Annotated in this window: 17 protein-coding genes; 9 read left to right on the top strand and 8 right to left on the bottom strand. The window is 47.4% G+C overall.

What is annotated here, in order from left to right; all coding sequences use genetic code 11:
* Positions 1 to 177 precede the first annotated feature (177 nt).
* Complete coding sequence (locus D6M16_RS16400; RefSeq protein WP_120513229.1) at positions 178 to 1,137, top strand: transposase; 960 nt, start codon at positions 178 to 180, stop codon at positions 1,135 to 1,137.
* A 246-nt stretch (positions 1,138 to 1,383) separates the two neighbouring features.
* Here D6M16_RS16400 and D6M16_RS16390 read toward each other — a convergent pair whose 3' ends face one another.
* On the bottom strand, positions 1,384 to 2,301 hold the full coding sequence (locus tag D6M16_RS16390; RefSeq protein WP_120512884.1) for a LysR family transcriptional regulator: 918 nt from the start codon (positions 2,299 to 2,301) through the stop codon (positions 1,384 to 1,386).
* Positions 2,302 to 2,406: 105 nt separating this feature from the next.
* Here D6M16_RS16390 and D6M16_RS16385 point away from each other — a divergent pair, with 105 nt between their 5' ends.
* Together D6M16_RS16385 and D6M16_RS16380 are read left to right on the top strand one after the other, a co-directional pair.
* Positions 2,407 to 2,862 carry a DMT family transporter gene (locus tag D6M16_RS16385; protein WP_120512883.1) on the top strand — a complete coding sequence of 152 codons (456 nt, stop codon included), beginning with the start codon at positions 2,407 to 2,409 and terminating at the stop codon, positions 2,860 to 2,862.
* 34 nt (positions 2,863 to 2,896) lie between these two features.
* Positions 2,897 to 3,349 carry a DMT family transporter gene (locus D6M16_RS16380; protein WP_120512882.1) on the top strand — a complete coding sequence of 151 codons (453 nt, stop codon included), beginning with the start codon at positions 2,897 to 2,899 and terminating at the stop codon, positions 3,347 to 3,349.
* Positions 3,350 to 3,468: 119 nt separating this feature from the next.
* Here D6M16_RS16380 and D6M16_RS16375 read toward each other — a convergent pair whose 3' ends face one another.
* From D6M16_RS16375 to D6M16_RS16365, 3 genes are all read right to left on the bottom strand, one after another.
* The gene (locus D6M16_RS16375; RefSeq protein ID WP_120512881.1) at positions 3,469 to 4,716 is read right to left on the bottom strand and encodes a cysteine desulfurase-like protein; all 1,248 of its coding nucleotides are present in this window, start codon (positions 4,714 to 4,716) and stop codon (positions 3,469 to 3,471) included.
* Positions 4,706 to 5,356, bottom strand: a complete 651-nt coding sequence (locus D6M16_RS16370; RefSeq protein ID WP_120512880.1) for a 2OG-Fe dioxygenase family protein — start codon at positions 5,354 to 5,356, stop codon at positions 4,706 to 4,708. Before D6M16_RS16370 ends, D6M16_RS16375 begins: the two co-directional genes overlap by 11 nt.
* A 511-nt stretch (positions 5,357 to 5,867) precedes the next feature.
* Positions 5,868 to 6,221, bottom strand: a complete 354-nt coding sequence (locus D6M16_RS16365) for a hypothetical protein (protein ID WP_120512879.1) — start codon at positions 6,219 to 6,221, stop codon at positions 5,868 to 5,870.
* 136 nt (positions 6,222 to 6,357) lie between these two features.
* Here D6M16_RS16365 and D6M16_RS16360 point away from each other — a divergent pair, with 136 nt between their 5' ends.
* Together D6M16_RS16360 and D6M16_RS16355 are read left to right on the top strand one after the other, a co-directional pair.
* A complete protein-coding gene (locus tag D6M16_RS16360) occupies positions 6,358 to 6,936 on the top strand; it encodes a DUF6942 family protein (protein WP_120512878.1) in 579 nt (192 codons plus the stop codon).
* A gap of 140 nt (positions 6,937 to 7,076) precedes the next feature.
* Positions 7,077 to 8,243, top strand: coding sequence for a cation:proton antiporter (locus tag D6M16_RS16355; RefSeq protein WP_120512877.1), 1,167 nt, complete (start codon positions 7,077 to 7,079; stop codon positions 8,241 to 8,243).
* A gap of 7 nt (positions 8,244 to 8,250) precedes the next feature.
* Here D6M16_RS16355 and D6M16_RS16350 read toward each other — a convergent pair whose 3' ends face one another.
* Positions 8,251 to 8,763, bottom strand: coding sequence for a hypothetical protein (locus D6M16_RS16350; RefSeq protein ID WP_120513228.1), 513 nt, complete (start codon positions 8,761 to 8,763; stop codon positions 8,251 to 8,253).
* Between the two features lie 151 nt (positions 8,764 to 8,914).
* Entirely contained in the window at positions 8,915 to 9,394 is a 480-nt protein-coding gene (locus D6M16_RS16345; protein WP_240435644.1) for a hypothetical protein, read from the bottom strand.
* A gap of 309 nt (positions 9,395 to 9,703) precedes the next feature.
* Between D6M16_RS16345 and D6M16_RS16340 the strand changes: the two genes are divergently transcribed.
* From D6M16_RS16340 to D6M16_RS16325, 4 genes are all read left to right on the top strand, one after another.
* A complete protein-coding gene (locus tag D6M16_RS16340) occupies positions 9,704 to 10,747 on the top strand; it encodes a GMP reductase (protein WP_120512875.1) in 1,044 nt (347 codons plus the stop codon).
* A 407-nt stretch (positions 10,748 to 11,154) separates the two neighbouring features.
* Complete coding sequence (locus D6M16_RS16335) at positions 11,155 to 12,462, top strand: mechanosensitive ion channel family protein (protein ID WP_120512874.1); 1,308 nt, start codon at positions 11,155 to 11,157, stop codon at positions 12,460 to 12,462.
* Positions 12,463 to 12,956: 494 nt separating this feature from the next.
* Complete coding sequence (locus D6M16_RS16330; RefSeq protein WP_120513227.1) at positions 12,957 to 13,295, top strand: PEGA domain-containing protein; 339 nt, start codon at positions 12,957 to 12,959, stop codon at positions 13,293 to 13,295.
* A gap of 324 nt (positions 13,296 to 13,619) precedes the next feature.
* Entirely contained in the window at positions 13,620 to 14,408 is a 789-nt protein-coding gene (locus D6M16_RS16325; RefSeq protein WP_205576917.1) for a hypothetical protein, read from the top strand.
* Positions 14,409 to 14,517: 109 nt separating this feature from the next.
* On the opposite strand, the gene D6M16_RS16320 is transcribed toward D6M16_RS16325, so the two are convergent.
* Both D6M16_RS16320 and D6M16_RS16315 read right to left on the bottom strand, forming a co-directional pair.
* Entirely contained in the window at positions 14,518 to 15,531 is a 1,014-nt protein-coding gene (locus D6M16_RS16320; protein WP_120512872.1) for a hypothetical protein, read from the bottom strand.
* On the bottom strand, positions 15,528 to 16,319 hold the full coding sequence (locus tag D6M16_RS16315) for a VOC family protein (protein WP_120512871.1): 792 nt from the start codon (positions 16,317 to 16,319) through the stop codon (positions 15,528 to 15,530). The genes D6M16_RS16320 and D6M16_RS16315 overlap by 4 nt, the downstream gene beginning before the upstream one ends.
* Positions 16,320 to 16,325 lie beyond the last annotated feature (6 nt).

Here is a 16,325-nt window from a genome sequence, read left to right as displayed (position 1 = left end):
CACGACAAACTAAAGGGACAGGCACTTCAAGAAAGATTCTGCGGGTTGTCTGAAAGTTACAGCCACCTCAATTACACCACACTGTGTATCGCATCGAATTTTTCACTATCCTGCTTCTCATCCAACACGCTCTTGTGTACTGTTCATACATACAGTAACTTACTTGTGAACGCTTGCATGACAACAGCCAGACATCAGCAAATTTGCCTTGAAGCTACGGCCTACTACCACTGCATTTCCCGGTGCGTACGTCGCGCTTTCCTCTGCGGACTGGATGAAGAGTCCGGTGTCAGTTACGAGCACCGCCGTAGTTGGGTTGAAGACAGGCTATTCGCATTAGCTAAAGTGTTTTGTATCGACCTCTGCGCTTACGCCATTATGAGTAATCACTATCACCTCGTGCTGCATATTAACAAAGCCAAAGCCGACTCTTTGTCTGACAATAATGTCATTGATCGCTGGCTAACGTTTCACAACCCTCCCGTTTTAATCCAACGTTATCTGCGGGGAGATATTTGCACTCAGACTGAATACAGCGCAGTGAGTTCCATCATTCAGGGCTGGCGTCAGCGCCTCTACAGCATTAGCTGGTTTATGCGGTTGCTCAATCAATTTATTGCCACCGAAGCCAATAAAGAAGACGGATGTAGCGGTCACTTCTGGGAGGGGCGATTCAAAAGTCAGGCCCTGCTGGATGATAAAGCACTGGCCGCTGCTATGGCGTATGTAGATTTAAACCCCGTTCGTGCCGGTATCGCCAAAACACCGGAGACATCAGACTTCACATCAATCAAATACCGTCTCAATAACTTACGCAAGCCGAAGGCCAGCGTTACTTACCTATATCCTTTTATGAGTCAAAGCAGCGACAGGTTAGAAGGAATCCCACTTCATCTGGCGGATTATCTGGAGTTTCTCGACTGGATAGGCAGGCATTTTCATGAAGGAAAAACGGGGCAGATTGCTCACGACACGCCGCCAATTCTTAAGCGATTAGGATTGAATAGCTTATCTTGGTTTCGCAAATACAAACAATTTGAGAAAGGCTGCATGATAGGAACAAAGTCGTCAATGAAAGCCTGTCTACCATTAATGGGACGTAAGCGTATTTCTGGCATTCAATTATCAATGAATTAAACATTGATCGGCCAACCGTCTATAAGCTTCAACAAGAGATTCAGGTCAGGTTCTTGCATCTCAAATCATTGCTCATTTCTGACTTATTGCTTGTTTGCTGGATAGCCTCCACTTTCCCTGCATCTGCCTCCACTCTCGTTATTAGTCCAAACCCTATCAAAAAGAATAGCCTTCGCTTTATAAATTCAAGCAGTTGCTTGCTAATTTGCCTGTCCCATTTAGGTGATCCCAAAAGTGCCTGTCCTTTTAAAAGGTATCCCAGTGTGGTTTATCGCCGCCCAACTTATCCACCAAAAAGTCAATCAACACCCTTACCTTCTCCGGTAAGTGCTTACGTTCTGGAAACATGGCATAGACTGCATGCAGCGGTAAAACATAGTCAGACATAACCGGAACCAATTTTCCTGAGGCTACATCCGGCCCCACGATAAAAGTCGGCATCTGACAAATACCCAAACCGGCCACTAAAGCATCTCGCAGCACTTCACTGTTATTGGCCTGAAAATTTCCTTTGGGTTGAATACTCTCAACACCAGATGGCCCATTAAATCGCCATTCTGCGCCACCACGAAAATAGCTGTAATACAGACAATTATGATGCTGTAAATCCGCTGGTGACTGTGGAGTTCCGTACATTTTCAAATAATTCGGAGAAGCACAAAGCACGCTTCGGCAAGGTGCTAACCGCCGCGCAACAAGGCTGGACTCAGGTATATGACCAATACGAATAGAGAGGTCATAGCCCCCTTCGACAAGATCGACCATTTTGTCATCCAGTGTTATTTCCAGTCGGATATCGGGATATCGTTGCAGAAACTCAGGGATTAAGGGGCTGATATGCAGGCGCCCAAACGTCATCGGGACAGTCACTTTCAGCAGCCCGCTGGGGTTGCCCTGTAACTGGCCGAGTTTATCTTCTGCTTCACGGGCAATCCTGTAAGCGGCTCTGGCAGATTCAAAGTACTGTTCACCGGCATCGGTCAGGCTCAGACTGCGGGTTGTTCTGTTCAGCAGCCGCGTACCCAGTTTCGCTTCAAGGTAATTGATACGTTTACTGACTGCAGATTTGGTGATCCCCAACCGTTCCGCTGCTGCCGAAAAGCTGCCACATTCCACTACAGTGACGAAAACAGGTATGACACTGAAAGCATCGTTATCACGCATTTGTATACTTTTTCTCTACAGTGTTTTTCTATTAAACCCAATTATAAACCTCAAAGACACAATATAGAATTCATGTCACACACTACCCAACAAATTGGATCACCCATGCTGAAATTGTCCCCTGCACTGCTTGCCCTTTTAGCTGGTGCCATGTTGTCTCTCATGATTCTGCTTAATAGTCAGCTGGCCGCAAACAGTTCTCCAGTCTTAGCTTCCTGGATTGCACATGGCATAGGAGCAACCTTTGCCGGCTTTATATTGTTGGTCTGTCATTTGCGTCGCAAGCGGACTCGCCCGACACCCAAGCCTGTCCCTAAGTGGGCTTATCTGGGCGGAATACCCGGCGCATTTACCGTTATTCTGGCTGCAGCTACGGTGAATAGCCCCCTGGGCCTGTCGGGCTCTGTTGCTTTTATGCTGGTGGGACAGACACTTTTCGGGATGCTCAGTGATGTGTTCGGGCTGATGGGTTCGAAAAGAAGGAAATTATCTTCGCAAGATTTAGTCGTGGTGTGCTGCATTTTATCCGGCAGCATGCTGATCATTTTCACACCAAGCTGATTACTGATAAATCACCGATTAATGAGGATAAGCCATGACGTTGTTCATTTTTCTTGCTGTACTCAACGGTATCTGTATTAGCCTGAGCCGTATCTTGAACGGAAGGTTAGGACTTGACCGAACAGCAATAACCTCTTCTTACTGGAACCATCTGATAGGTTTTATCTTCCTGTCATTATTGGTGCTGCTTGTGCATGACAGCTCTTTCTCTTTACCACAAAATGCACCATTAAGTGCTTATGCAGGGGGAGTCATTGGTGTGCTATTTGTGACGATTAATAGCCTTGTGCTGCCCAAAATTGGAGCGATGCGAACAAGCTTGCTGGTGATCAGCGGGCAAATGCTGGTGGGTGTTTTACTAACCTTGATTTTGTTGTTCTTAAAGGGACAGACACTTTTGTATATGATCTGGCCTATCGCGGGAATGATATTGATTTTGCTCGGTGTGTATCTTAACCAGCAGCGCCAGGCCAACCCTGATGCTTAACTGGTGTAGCATGCTCTAAACAACAAAAAGCCCACGAAAAACGTGGGCTTTCATTCGATCAGCTTAATGGCTTAAGCCTGTGACAGTATTCTGCTAATTGCAGTAATCATTGTTATTTATTATTCAGAAACAGGGTTCAAAAACGGCGCTAACGCTTCAAAAAGGCGATCAATTTCTGCCTGAGTATTGTAATGCATGAAACCAATTCGGACGACGCCACCACTTTCAAGTACTCCCAGTTGTTGGCACAGCCCTAACGCATAAAAGTGACCGTTCCAGACGCACATATTCTGTTGACCCAGGTGGGAGGCTATATCCGACGGCATTACATTATCAATACGTATTGCAAAAGTCGGCGTACGTTCTGCGAGCCGTTTATCATCGTCTATTCCCAGTAAAGTGACATTGCTGAACTTCCTGACCCAGCTCAAAAAATACTGGCTCAGCGATTCTTCATGAGACTGGTACTGAGTGTAACTGGCTGCCAGACGCTTGCGTAAGCTGTCTTGCGGATCGCCCCACTGTGCCAGATAATCAATGGCAGCAACTACGCCTGCCAAACCCTCAAAGTTCTGGGTTCCCGTTTCAAAACGTCCCGGACCGAGATCTGTAGCAGGTTCAACTTTATACGGCTTCAACGTCTGCAGCCACTGAGGTGCCACATAAGCAATTCCCACATGCGGACCAAAGAACTTATAAGCTGAACACGCCAGAAAATCACAGCCCAGTGCCTGCACGTCTACCAGCTTGTGCGGAGCATAGTGCACTGCATCAACATAGACTTGCGCGCCAACACTGTGCGCAGCTTTAACAATGCGCGCAATGTCCACCAGCGAGCCAGTTGTATTCGACGCGTATGTGACGGCCACCAACCGCGTTTTATTATTCAGCAAAGATTCAAAGTGCTCGTAGTCTAACGTGCAGTCGGCTTGATTCACCCGAACCTGACGAACCAGTACCCCTTTGTCATCCGCCGCTTGCTGCCAGCTAGACACGTTCGAATAATGATCCAGGGACGTCACAATCACTTCGTCACCTTGCTTCCAGTCACGTGAAATAGCACGGCTGAGCTGAAAAGTCAGTGAGGTCATATTCGGACCAAAAACAATATTCTCGGGCGACGGCGCATTCAGTAATGCCTGAACAGACTGACGCGCCTTTGCCATGAGTGACACTGTCACCTCACTGGAGAAAAACGAACCGCCCAGATTGGCATTATATCGACCAAGATAATCCGTCATGGCCTGTAAAACACTGGCAGGCACCTGTGCTCCACCCGGTCCGTCAAAGAAATACACAGGTGCATCATTTATCTGTTGAGCCAGTGCAGGAAACTGCTGACGAACACTCGAAACATCAAACTGCATACTGCGTCTCCCGGGCTGTCAGAACAAAGAGGTCCATATAGCCTTTTTTATCTTTCTTCACCGCTTTGATGGGCCGCGCGTTATGCCAGAGCTGATCGTCGGCCAGAATCGCGACCTCACCCTGCTCTAGCGCCATACTCAGAAAAGGCAGTTCATTCTTATTCTTGTAGACCAGAAACTCCCCACCCTCGATGTTTTCACGCCCAATCCCAATCACCGCAATGTGATTAAAACCATCCTGATGAACCCCTTCAGGTGCTACCTGAGTCTCGCCTTCCAGCGTAGCAATACGGATCTGATGAATTTCAATTTCCTGATCATCTGATAAGGCATTGGCGCGTTTGAACACTTCACACATTTCACGCATCCCGGCACTAAAGAGTATCTTGTCCTCCAAAGGCTCAAAAGTGCGGCTGACATTACCCTGAAAATGGTTAATGTCGTCAGATTGGACAAAAGCTCTGGGTGGCATGTGCAGTACACCATTGGCGGTCGCTTTCACAATGGAATAGCGGCGAAGACGATACTCGCCATCTGCATGCCCGGTTTTGGGTAAATGGTCAAACGAAGGGGAAAGCTCATTGATAGCCTGTCCGCTCAGTTGTGTGAGTTGAAAAGTACGATCCAGTGAAACATTCATTGCATCAGCTCCTCTTAGCAGCGCCTTATCCCTAGCAGTCCGCAACAGCGTCGGACACTCTCCCATTTGCATCGAACTGCAAACAAGAGATTAACAATTCAGTTACAAGCTAGGGTAAAGGAAAATTCGATAATGCCAAGACCTTGCAGATGTAAACTTCGACATATGGGTAAAATTAAGAATATACAACCAACAAAGTGATTATAACTGGCCTAACAAACTGGTATTTTAATCTTGCATCACCCAAAAGCAGTGTTCCTTGCTAGGGAAAATCATAACCCATTGATTTTTATTGTGTAATGGTTTGACACTCTAGCTGTGGCACTTGTGTGAACTCGTCAAAAAGCCAGCATAAAATACCGTTTGTGATGTGTATCCCACCAAAAATATTGATATTTTCTGCATGTACAGAGGAAACGAAAACGCAGAGTGCAAAAAAAAAACCTCCTGCCATTTCTGACAGAAGGTATGCAAATCTGGAGGATAATGAACGGAACAGTCTGGTGGCAGCTTAAGGGCGGTATGGGGTGTAAACGTAATTGTCACCAGATTTTTTATAAAATGCGTTATCAATAATCGCATAAGTAATGCCAGAGACCACAGCAAAGGTCACCAGTTCGGGTAAATTGGTACGGTGATATTCCCTGCGAGGGCGTTCCTTAATGACGACAACATCATGGTGGTGATAATGTCTTACCGGTTTACGATGATGATGGTGTCTGTGCTTATGTTTATGCTTATAGTATTTTTTATAACCATGATCATAACCATGGTCTCTGCCACCGTGATCTCTGCCACCATGGGCAAAACTGGTTGCTGGTGCAATCAGAGAGAAGCACAAGATACCAATCCATAGAGTTTTCATATGACGCTACCTGTTTTTCTACATATGTGTACAGCGTACATATGGCTTGGTAAAGCAGTGTCAACCGCAAGTAAACATTAAGTAAAATCACGCTTACAATTATCCAACATACCGCATATAAAGAAGATCGACACTGATGCCTGAAAAAACACACAATATCACCGAAGATAGCGCACAGAATCATATCGGACTGGGCTGTTCCGATTTTTCACTGGCCGCTTACATCGAACACCGTCCAGCTATGCCCGGGATGGAATATTTGAATCAATTGCAACCTGCTGCTTCAGGTGAAATACATGCTATCGGCCAGGCGTGTGGCAACGGGTGGCGAAAAGTGTTCAATGTTTACGCTAAGCTGATTTATGCCCTCGACAGCAAGGTGTTTCCCCATTCAACGAACGCGCCGAGCTGGCAGTCATTCAGAGATGATTTCCTTCTCCGGCAATACAGCCAAACAGCGCTGTTATTCAATCCGCCCAATCTTGATGCTTCAGATACCGTGCCCCGCTATCACATCATTATGGGCAGAACCTACGCCAAGAAGCTGATTCACGAGGAAAAACTGACAGTACCTCTTATCTGGCTGGATAATGAATTTGCGATCAACAGTGAACACAGGCTGGTTATCTGTCCCTACTTTGATTATCGCCAGCTCTCCAATAGCAAAATAGATCGACTGGCGAACATCCTTGCCGGATTTGCCCGGCACGCATAAGTGTCTGTCCCGTTATGGTATCGCTAAACCACTATGGCTGAAGTCGCATCCATTGAGCCCGTCACAATAGTGACTGTCCCACTAAAGCATCTATGCTTTTAAGGGATTAACAAGCCTGATCGCTGTCGTATGGGTGCCGCATGTTAAATGAACTACAGACCATGATTTTCGAGCTCGGGATCATTGTGGTCAGTTCAGCGTTAATAGGCACGATTTTTCTGTACGCCCGCCAGCCTATCATTCTGGCGTACATTATGGCCGGCATTGCCCTTGGCCCCAGTGGCTTGGGGTTGCTCAATGATAACGACAGAATCATCCAGTTCGGCCAGTTCGGTGTCATCCTATTACTGTTTCTTCTGGGCCTGAACCTGCAACCTTTCAAGCTGCTGAGTCTCTTTAAAGAAAGCGCACTGATCACGCTGGGGACCTGTTGTCTCTTCTTTCTGGTGACATTGGGATTTAGCTTGATGATCGGTCTGTCCCTTGGTGATTCGCTTGTGGCCGCCGCCGCACTGATGTTCTCAAGTACCGTCATAGGGTTGAAATTGATCCCGACCACCACACTCCATCATCAGCGTGTGGGGGAAGTCATGACCAGCGTGCTACTGATACAGGACATACTGGCTATCATTGTGATTCTGTTCCTGAATGTGCGGGAACCAGATGCTATGATCAGCGCCTTTATACTGATTCTCCTGAAGCTGGGTTTGCTTTGCTTGTTGGCGTATTTAGGCGTCCGCTATCTGGTGCTCCCGTTGTTTCGTCGTTTTGATGTGATTCAGGAATACACCTTTGTTACCGCACTGGCATGGTGTCTGCTGTGGGCGGAAACGGGTCACTTAGCGGGTTTATCCTATGAAATCGGGGCATTTGTAGCCGGGCTGTCTATAGCCATCAGCCGGGTTTCGCAAGCGATTTCCCTGCACCTGAAACCCTTGAGGGAATTTTTTCTGATATTATTTTTCTTCGCGGTTGGTGCAAAAATGGACATCACACAAGGCGGTACCGTACTGCTTTGGGGTGGGCTGTTTGGAGTGCTGCTGGTGGCAGTAAAAGCAGCAGGTTTCATTATTGCGCTAAAACTGGCAAACGAAAAAGCACCTAAGGAACTGTCCGCCCGGCTCAGTCAAGCCAGCGAGTTTTCCCTCTTACTTGCCTATTCAGCACTTACTGCCGGTCTGGTTTCAGATCAGGGCATGCTCTTTATTCAAGCTGCAACACTCACGACTTTCATCCTGTCCACTTACTGGGTCGTCAGTCGCTTTCCTACGCCGATTTCAAGTGTAAGCAACCTGCGTAAAGACTGATTGCCCGTCAGGCGGCCTGCCGCTGGCACTGCATAGAAAAATGATTCTGGGGAGTGATGTGATACCACATTTCGAACTGCGCTGCGTTTTTACCTTTCATCACCGGCTGCAAGAAGATGCGGTAACCCATGAGATCGCGCTGCGCATCATAACCAAAAGGATTGGCCTGATTGGGGTCTGACAGAATTTCCCGTTTCATTGATAAAGGTTTTAAACGGTATTCACCTTCCAGCGACTCAAGGTGATAGTCGACAAATAAGTTGAATTCCAGCTCAGTTTTGCCCTGATCCTGATAGCGAATCCATTCTTTAGAGCTGACTTTTCCATCATGATGAAAATCATAATTCACCCAGCTCTCTTCCTTATCTGATGCCTTCTCATCCGGCAGGCACTGCCACTTGCCCACCAACTCTGACATGGATGCCAGATCCGTGGTGGCGTGCACATTGCTGACCAGCCCAAACTGAGTCGCCAGCAACAACGATACGGCCAGATATCTGCCCTGCGTCCATGAGTTCATCCGTTCACCTACATGATTATTGTCAGATTCATTTCCTAACATAGCGAACTTAAGATAATGTCTCCACAAGCTTTTACCAAAATCGGACATTAAAAAAGGAGCCATCGCTCCTTTTAAATATTCAGTCGTCATTCAGACCATCTTTCAGCACTTAAGATGACTTAGCCTGAAGAGGCCCGTTATGTGCTGCGGCCTGGGTTTTCTCAGTGCCGCTCGTCTTGTTTGCCAGCTTTTCTGCAATATTAGCCAGCAAATGCTTAACCGGCACAATCGGCCCCATCATATTCACCCGCATTGCAGAGCCTACGGCTCCCAAATGCAACTCTGAAACATCAGAGGCCGAGTAGTTGTACTTATAGTTAAACTTGTCGATCGCCAGATGAAGCAGATCAAACTCCTTCCGGTGACAAGAAATATATGCACGCCAATACATAGCATCCAGTACTTCATCAGACGAGTATGCCCGCAGAATAAAGCGCCAGCTGCCATCTTCACCGTAGAAATCCAGCGGGAATATCTGTTTTGTTTTTCTTCTATTGAACAAGGTAAATCTATCCACGTAGCCAGCGAGACTCATAGGATTATCCAAGGATTGAATAAGATTGGAAGAAAAAAATAATAAATTTGACATTCGGATTCAGGAAGTCATCCGCGTCTGGTTATGAAGTGATTTGAATGCTTGAGGATTCACCAAACCGTCATGACACTGTGTGACGTCGAGGCAAAATGGGTGGATGCAATCTTCGGGAGGATATCATAAAAAAAATGCGTTTTTCAGGCTTGTAGAAAAAATAACTGCGCCTATAATGCTGAAAACCGGAGCGTCTGCCAACGCTCCGGTTTTTTTGTGCCTGCTCTTCAGGAAAATTGCTATCTGCCAATAGCGCATAACTGACGAGCAATATCCGATAGTCACAGTGAAGATAAAGAAGGAACTTCCATGCGTATCGAACAAGACCTGAAACTGGGATTCAAAGATGTACTGTTTCGCCCGAAACGTTCAACCCTGAAAAGCCGATCTCAAGTTGAATTAACCCGCGATTTTACATTCAAGCATAGCGGCCGTCAATGGTCAGGCGTTCCCATCATTGCCGCCAATATGGATTCAGTCGGCAGCTTTGACATGGCAAAAGCACTGGCAAAACACAATGTCATGACCGCCATTCACAAACACTATAGTGTTGAGGACTGGGCCAGTTTCATTAAAGAAAACAGTGCTGATGTCCTGAAACACGCCATGGTCTCTACCGGTACATCAGATGCTGATTTTCAGAAAACCAAAGATATTATGGCGCTGACCGACGAGCTGATGTTTATCTGCATTGACATCGCGAACGGTTACTCTGAGCACCTGGTCGAGTACGTGGAAAAAGTCCGTAAAGCATTCCCTGATAAAGTCATCAGCGCGGGTAACGTCGTCACCGGCGACATGGTGGAAGAGCTGATTCTGGCGGGTGCAGACATCGTCAAAGTGGGTATCGGCCCGGGTTCAGTGTGCACCACTCGCGTGAAAACCGGTGTGGGTTACCCGCAACTGTCTGCCATTATCGAATGTGCGGATGCCGCACACGGCCTGGGTGGACAGATCATTGGCGACGGCGGCTGCACCTGTGCCGGCGATGTCTCTAAAGCCTTCGGCGGCGGCGCTGATTTCGTGATGCTGGGCGGCATGCTGGCCGGCCATGAAGAAAGCAACGGCGAAATCGTTGAAAAAGACGGCCAGCAATTCATGAAATTTTACGGGATGTCGAGCCAGAGCGCGATGGACAAGCATTCTGGCGGGGTTGCCAACTACCGTGCCGCTGAAGGAAAAACCGTCCTATTGCCTTACCGTGGCCCGGTGGAAAACACCATCCAGGATATTATGGGCGGCGTGCGCTCAACCTGCACCTACGTTGGCGCGGCGAAGCTGAAAGAGCTGACCAAACGCACCACGTTCATCCGTGTACGTGAGCAGGAAAATAACGTGTACGGGAAAGAATAACTCGGTTTTTTCGAAGTATTTAAGGCCGCTTTTAAGTGGCCTTTTTTATACTACAAATAGCCAAGTGTCTACAAAGTGTCTACACCTGAGAAATTTTTCTTTCTCCTCTGGCCTTGATTATTCCAACAGCTATGCCTTCGTATTTCAATAATCTAATGTGGCGAAACTGCGACTAAGGCCGAGAGTGTTAAACACACGCATTTAGATAACCAATACAGAGATTACGAACTGGGATTATTTAGTAGCACCACACGAAGTGAATTGTTTAATTAAACCGATAACCTCCTCAATCAGCACTTCACACAATCCCCCTCCCCACCCAGATTTAACATTTTGCCTCATGTTGAAAAGCCGCTATCCATGCTACATTGACGGCCTGTTTGTGATTTATGGCAGCACTATTTTTCATGCTTACTGAATGGTTTACTTCTCACAATATTAATATTGAACAACTGATTGATCTCGGCGAGGCGCTGGGCTTGATCGCCGGTATCTCTGTCGTGATTCATTTCATACTGCACCGCGGTGTGATTCTGTGGCTGAACCGGTTTACCGGGCACAGCGAAACGCTCTGGCATCAGGCCGTCTTTGGTAAGAAACTCTTCAGCCGGTTTGCTCTGCTGATTCAGGGCATTGTGATTGCGGTGCAAACGCAGTTGTGGCTGTCTGATGACAGCGCCGTGTATGAGATTTTGCAAACTTTCACGTCGCTGTGGATTGTGCTGTACAGCTTGCTGACACTCTACGCGGTACTGGGTGTGATTGAAGTGCTGTTGGGCCGGACACAGGCTGGCCGCAATATGCCCTTGCGAGGTATTTCGCAGAGTCTGAAAATCATCTTTTTTGTGGTTGCAGCCCTGATGAGTACCTCGATTTTGATCGGCAAATCTCCGGTCATACTGCTCAGTGGTCTGGGTGCGATGACCGCGGTGATCATGCTGGTGTTTAAAGATCCAATTCTGGGACTGGTGGCGGGCATCCAGTTATCCGCCAATAAAATGCTCAGTGTTGGCGACTGGCTGGAAATGCCGAAATACGGTGCCGACGGTGATGTGATTGATATCAGTCTGACCACGGTGAAAGTGCAGAACTGGGATAAAACCATTACAACGATTCCGACCTACGCGCTGATTTCAGACTCATTTAAGAACTGGAAAGGCATGCAGCAGTCAGGCGGGCGCCGTATTAAGCGCAGCGTGCTGATTGACGCCACCAGCGTGCACTTTCTGGCCGACGACGAGATTCGCTATCTGGAAAAAGCCCAGCTGCTCGAGCCTTATATCAAACATAAAGTGGCTGAGATCAATCAGTACAACGAGCAAAAGAAGTCGGATTTAGGCTGCCGTATCAATGGCCGCCGATTAACGAACCTTGGCAGTTTCCGTGCGTATCTGGAACGCTATCTTCGCCAGCATGCTAATATTCATCAACACATGACATTAATGGTGCGCCAACTGCCGCCTTCACACGAAGGGATATCGCTGGAGATTTACTGTTTTACCAATACCACTGTTTGGGTGGAATACGAGCAGATCCAGTCGGATATTTTTGATCACCTGTATGCCGTGCTGCCCGAGTTCGGATTACGGGTCTCGCAAGCGCCAACCGGCAGTGATTTTCGCGAATGGCACTATGCCAGAAGCTCTGCCACCCCACAGGGGATCACATCCGATACGCGTTCAGCGCAAATATCTGAACCGATGAAGATGAATTAAAAACGCAAATTAGTCAGGGCAGACGGAATCTGTCTGTCCTGACTGAACCTGATTAATGCGATGCTATAAAAAAGAATAATTAGTCACATCTTATTTTTTAATTGATGCTCAGCATTATTCTTTCTATCCTCTTTCGCTCTGAGATTATAAACAACCCACTCTTTATCAAAAGGCACCCGCTTTACTTTTCACAGCTGCCATTTTGAATAGCCAAGCAATAAATCGAAATAAAACACCCCGCTATATGTACAACAGAAAATCCATATAGAGCACTGATATTAATAGATTTATTCACAAAACCACTTCTGGTTTATTGTATTTCATGTACTATCCCGTCCGACATTTTCATCAACCACTTAGATTAGTTTTTGGTGAATTATCTTTTTGATACGCCCTTTTCTTTCGTATCCCTTTCAACAACTCACAAACCCAAGGTAAACAATGAAAAAGCTGTTTTATTTATTGCTCTGTTCATGCTGACTGGCTGCGCGGCCATGTTTAGCGGTACCAGCCAGGAAGTCAGCATTCGCAGTAAAAGCCCGAATGCGAAAATTTATGTCAATGAGCGCTATATGGGCCAGGGCCAGGTTCTGACGTCGTTTAAAAAGAAAGAAGAATACACAATCCGTGTGGAAGAAAACGGTTGCGAGTCAGTGATCCCAGTATCTAAATCTTTTGATGCCACCACACTGCTGGGTATTTTCATCGACTACGGCCTTGTGTCTATTCTGGTGATTGATGGCGCAGCGACAGGTTCATGGCAGGAATTTGATCAAACCAACTACCTGGTTGATGCAGAGTGTCAGGCTGAAGCCGTCACCACTGCTATCTGATTGATCTCTCCTTATTGACAATCATTCCCCGCTAAGACAAGAGCAATCCTATTCAGGATTGCTCTGTTAACATCAGAAACGATATCTTCACCAAAGATAGTTACACCAACAGCGTCAGTCTTTTCAGCCCAGCCCTACTCCGAGTTATGACACAAAAGTGTCTGTCCTGATAATTTCTTCCTGCTAACTTCTAAAGTGTCTGTCCCGTTAATTTCCGGCACCAGAACAAGGATGAATTCTTCGGGCCGCTTCACTAAATTCTGATGAAATAACAGTCAGCCCAATGAGCTGTGATAGCCTGAACCGTCTAATCTTTGGAGAGCAATGATGGTTAAATTTTTATTTCTCGCACTTCCATTTTTTATCGTATTTGGCGTACATGCTGAAGCTGGTAACGCACATGCTGGTTACACGAAAATAGATGAAGTGGACGGCAGGATGGTCAGTTACTTTAATTTTCGTGCCGAAAATATCACTGAAAACCGGGCCATCACCTCTTTTTATCCGCTATCCATCCAAAGCTTTTCAAATGTCTCTCAACGAAGAAAAAGCCTTGCTGTCATTGCAGAAAATCTCACTCAGACGGCATCCAACGATTATTTATTGCAGTTCAGCAATGACGAGATAGATGGCGACATTCTGTTTTTCTTAACCTATAGCTTAGGCATTCTGAGTACCCGGGAAGAATTAGTTCAGGGCGTAACGCTCACATCCAATGATGCCTTTAGGGTAAAAGCAAAGCTGAAAGAAACATTTCAGCAGGTATCTGAAAAATTGACGGCGAGAAATTTTCTCACCTCTCTGACACGATCAAAATCAGGCAACCTGGCTGTCTATTTCGACTGGGAAGGCGATTGCAGCCAGATGGCGCCAAAAACGACAGCGGCAATTCCGGTTAATGACGTAGCGGTGAATATGACCGTTTGGTGCGATGCTAAATCCAATGCACTGACTGCCACACCCAACTCACGTGAAGGCTTGCAGTCTGTCTATGACATATTCTCGATGAACGAATGGGCCACAATACAGTTGCCACAAATTCAGCATGAGGTCAGATTCTGGGTGGCAGGATTTCAGCAAAGCTGGGCATCGGCGAATCAGAACGATCTGTAAGGTGAACCAGGACAGACAAAGCAAACTGTCTGTCCTGGTAAGCGGATTGTCTCTTGCTCAAAAAAGAGTCACAATAGTGCCTGTCCCGTTAATTCCCTTTTCTGCCTCTTCAATCACCTGATGGTCTGAGACGTGGTGCTTTCAAGTCACTCCAGACTCCAGCACCGCGTTTTTCCGGCACGGCCTGCAGTGCTTTGTTGTCCTGCTGGGCCTGATACGTAAACAGCTGACACTTGGGTAAAGGCTGTGCTGTACACATCTGACCGACTGTATCCCAGGTATCTGCTGCCCGAGGTCGTTGTTTACGGAAGCTGGTGTAGTTCTGACTGACAATGGGGGCTTTTGCGGTTTGCGAATCCCCCGAGAAATAGAAAGACTGCGGATGTCTGTACCATTCGCCAGTCGCTGCGTCAGGCGACAGTGCTTTATTGAATGCATAACCAAACAATATCGGCTCCGGTCCTTGCAGGGTCAGTGCATAGGCTTGTACTGATCCATTCAGCAGCGCGCTTCGGTTCGCGCTATACGGTAAGTGCTTGATAAAATCCCGTCTCGGCGGATGATTTTGCGGCGAGAACAGACAACATTCCGGCATGCCGGCAGGCCGGTCTTCCGGATAGGTCAGGAAATACGCCTTATTTCCGAGAGACACAAACGAGCAGGAATATTCGTTATTTTCTATCGGGAAAATGGGGAGACAGTATTTGTGGTAATGCTCCATCATTGCCCCTTCGCCATCACCGTCTGCTGGTTTGTATGTGCTGTCGTAATACGTTGTACCGTATGAAACCGTATAGTCCTGCGGGCTCAGTGTAGAAGGCGGGTTGGTGTAAGGCGGCGGATTGTCAGCATAGTTCTGGAACACTCGAAACATGGTCCAGTCGCTGATCCAGTATTCCGGGTACTGAGGGTCACTCGGATCGCCCGCCTGACGCTGTGGCAGGCAGTTAGACGCAGGCTGACAGCCAAAATTATTATGCACACCCATAGTGAAGTACACATCCGGGGCATCATCATTGTCGGCAGCATATACTGCGCTACTCATGACGATGGCAGCCAAGGTGCCAATAATCCGGCCGCCAAGCAACAATCCCCTTCTTTTCACCGTAAATGAAAAACTCATGGCTTCTCTCCCTGCATCCGGCGAATTAACCCCAGTTGATTACGCTGCGGATCGGCAAACATCGCAATCGAAACCGTTTCATCACCTAAAGGCACTGTGACTTCCGGCATAATCACTTCACCGCCCATCTGAGCAATCTTCTCTAAGCTGAGAGCGATATCGTCCACCCTGATATAGAAACCGGCGTAAGAATTAAAACCGGGCTTATCGCTGATTTTCGCAATGCCGCCGCTCAGTGTCGCGCTCTGGTCGGTACTGATGGTAAAAAATGGCGCTTCCGAAGAGCCCGTCATCTCAATCGCCCAGTCAAACAAGGGCCGATAAAAACGCTCAACCAACGCCGAAGGATTCGCTGTCACTATTTCATTGAAATCAAAGGGCGTATCGGGAAGCGCTGCCACCTGCCCGGCCCGGATCACCGCTTCCATTACACCAAAGTGATTTCCCTGCGGATCGCACAGGACTGCCAGACGGTACTGCCACTCACCGAGGGAAGACGCCGTAGCAGGCATCACGATCTGAGCGCCGAGCGATAGCGCTTTAGGCAAAAATCCATCGATATCCTTAACCTGAATATAAAACAGCGTACTCTGCGAAAACCCCGGCTCGTCCGAGGTTTTTGTCAGCAGACCCACCGGTGCACAGCCCGGTATGGGAGAGCGGATTGCATACAGCGTTCCCTGATCATCAATACGCTGACACTGCCAGCCAAAGACCTCGCCATAAAAATGGCTGAGGTCGAAGGGGGCTGGCGTGACAATCTCGTGAAAAACAAACGGATTCGTCATATCCCA

The organism is Photobacterium salinisoli (genome assembly GCF_003614885.1).
GTDB classification, from domain to species: domain Bacteria; phylum Pseudomonadota; class Gammaproteobacteria; order Enterobacterales; family Vibrionaceae; genus Photobacterium; species Photobacterium salinisoli.
The sequence above is the reverse complement of the archived record's forward strand: the minus strand, read 5'-3'. Positions and strand labels throughout refer to the sequence as shown.

What these genes read in the sequence shown, in the direction of transcription:
- D6M16_RS16400 (WP_120513229.1), top strand. Translation starts at nt 178, where the DNA reads ATGACAACAGCCAGACATCAGCAAATTTGCCTTGAAGCTACGGCCTAC.
- D6M16_RS16390 (WP_120512884.1), bottom strand. Translation starts at nt 2,301, where the DNA reads ATGCGTGATAACGATGCTTTCAGTGTCATACCTGTTTTCGTCACTGTA.
- D6M16_RS16385 (WP_120512883.1), top strand. Translation starts at nt 2,407, where the DNA reads ATGCTGAAATTGTCCCCTGCACTGCTTGCCCTTTTAGCTGGTGCCATG.
- D6M16_RS16380 (WP_120512882.1), top strand. Translation starts at nt 2,897, where the DNA reads ATGACGTTGTTCATTTTTCTTGCTGTACTCAACGGTATCTGTATTAGC.
- D6M16_RS16375 (WP_120512881.1), bottom strand. Translation starts at nt 4,716, where the DNA reads ATGCAGTTTGATGTTTCGAGTGTTCGTCAGCAGTTTCCTGCACTGGCT.
- D6M16_RS16370 (WP_120512880.1), bottom strand. Translation starts at nt 5,356, where the DNA reads ATGAATGTTTCACTGGATCGTACTTTTCAACTCACACAACTGAGCGGA.
- D6M16_RS16365 (WP_120512879.1), bottom strand. Translation starts at nt 6,221, where the DNA reads ATGAAAACTCTATGGATTGGTATCTTGTGCTTCTCTCTGATTGCACCA.
- D6M16_RS16360 (WP_120512878.1), top strand. Translation starts at nt 6,358, where the DNA reads ATGCCTGAAAAAACACACAATATCACCGAAGATAGCGCACAGAATCAT.
- D6M16_RS16355 (WP_120512877.1), top strand. Translation starts at nt 7,077, where the DNA reads ATGTTAAATGAACTACAGACCATGATTTTCGAGCTCGGGATCATTGTG.
- D6M16_RS16350 (WP_120513228.1), bottom strand. Translation starts at nt 8,763, where the DNA reads ATGAACTCATGGACGCAGGGCAGATATCTGGCCGTATCGTTGTTGCTG.
- D6M16_RS16345 (WP_240435644.1), bottom strand. Translation starts at nt 9,394, where the DNA reads ATGTCAAATTTATTATTTTTTTCTTCCAATCTTATTCAATCCTTGGAT.
- D6M16_RS16340 (WP_120512875.1), top strand. Translation starts at nt 9,704, where the DNA reads ATGCGTATCGAACAAGACCTGAAACTGGGATTCAAAGATGTACTGTTT.
- D6M16_RS16335 (WP_120512874.1), top strand. Translation starts at nt 11,155, where the DNA reads ATGCTTACTGAATGGTTTACTTCTCACAATATTAATATTGAACAACTG.
- D6M16_RS16330 (WP_120513227.1), top strand. Translation starts at nt 12,957, where the DNA reads ATGTTTAGCGGTACCAGCCAGGAAGTCAGCATTCGCAGTAAAAGCCCG.
- D6M16_RS16325 (WP_205576917.1), top strand. Translation starts at nt 13,620, where the DNA reads ATGATGGTTAAATTTTTATTTCTCGCACTTCCATTTTTTATCGTATTT.
- D6M16_RS16320 (WP_120512872.1), bottom strand. Translation starts at nt 15,531, where the DNA reads ATGAGTTTTTCATTTACGGTGAAAAGAAGGGGATTGTTGCTTGGCGGC.
- D6M16_RS16315 (WP_120512871.1), bottom strand. Translation starts at nt 16,319, where the DNA reads ATGACGAATCCGTTTGTTTTTCACGAGATTGTCACGCCAGCCCCCTTC.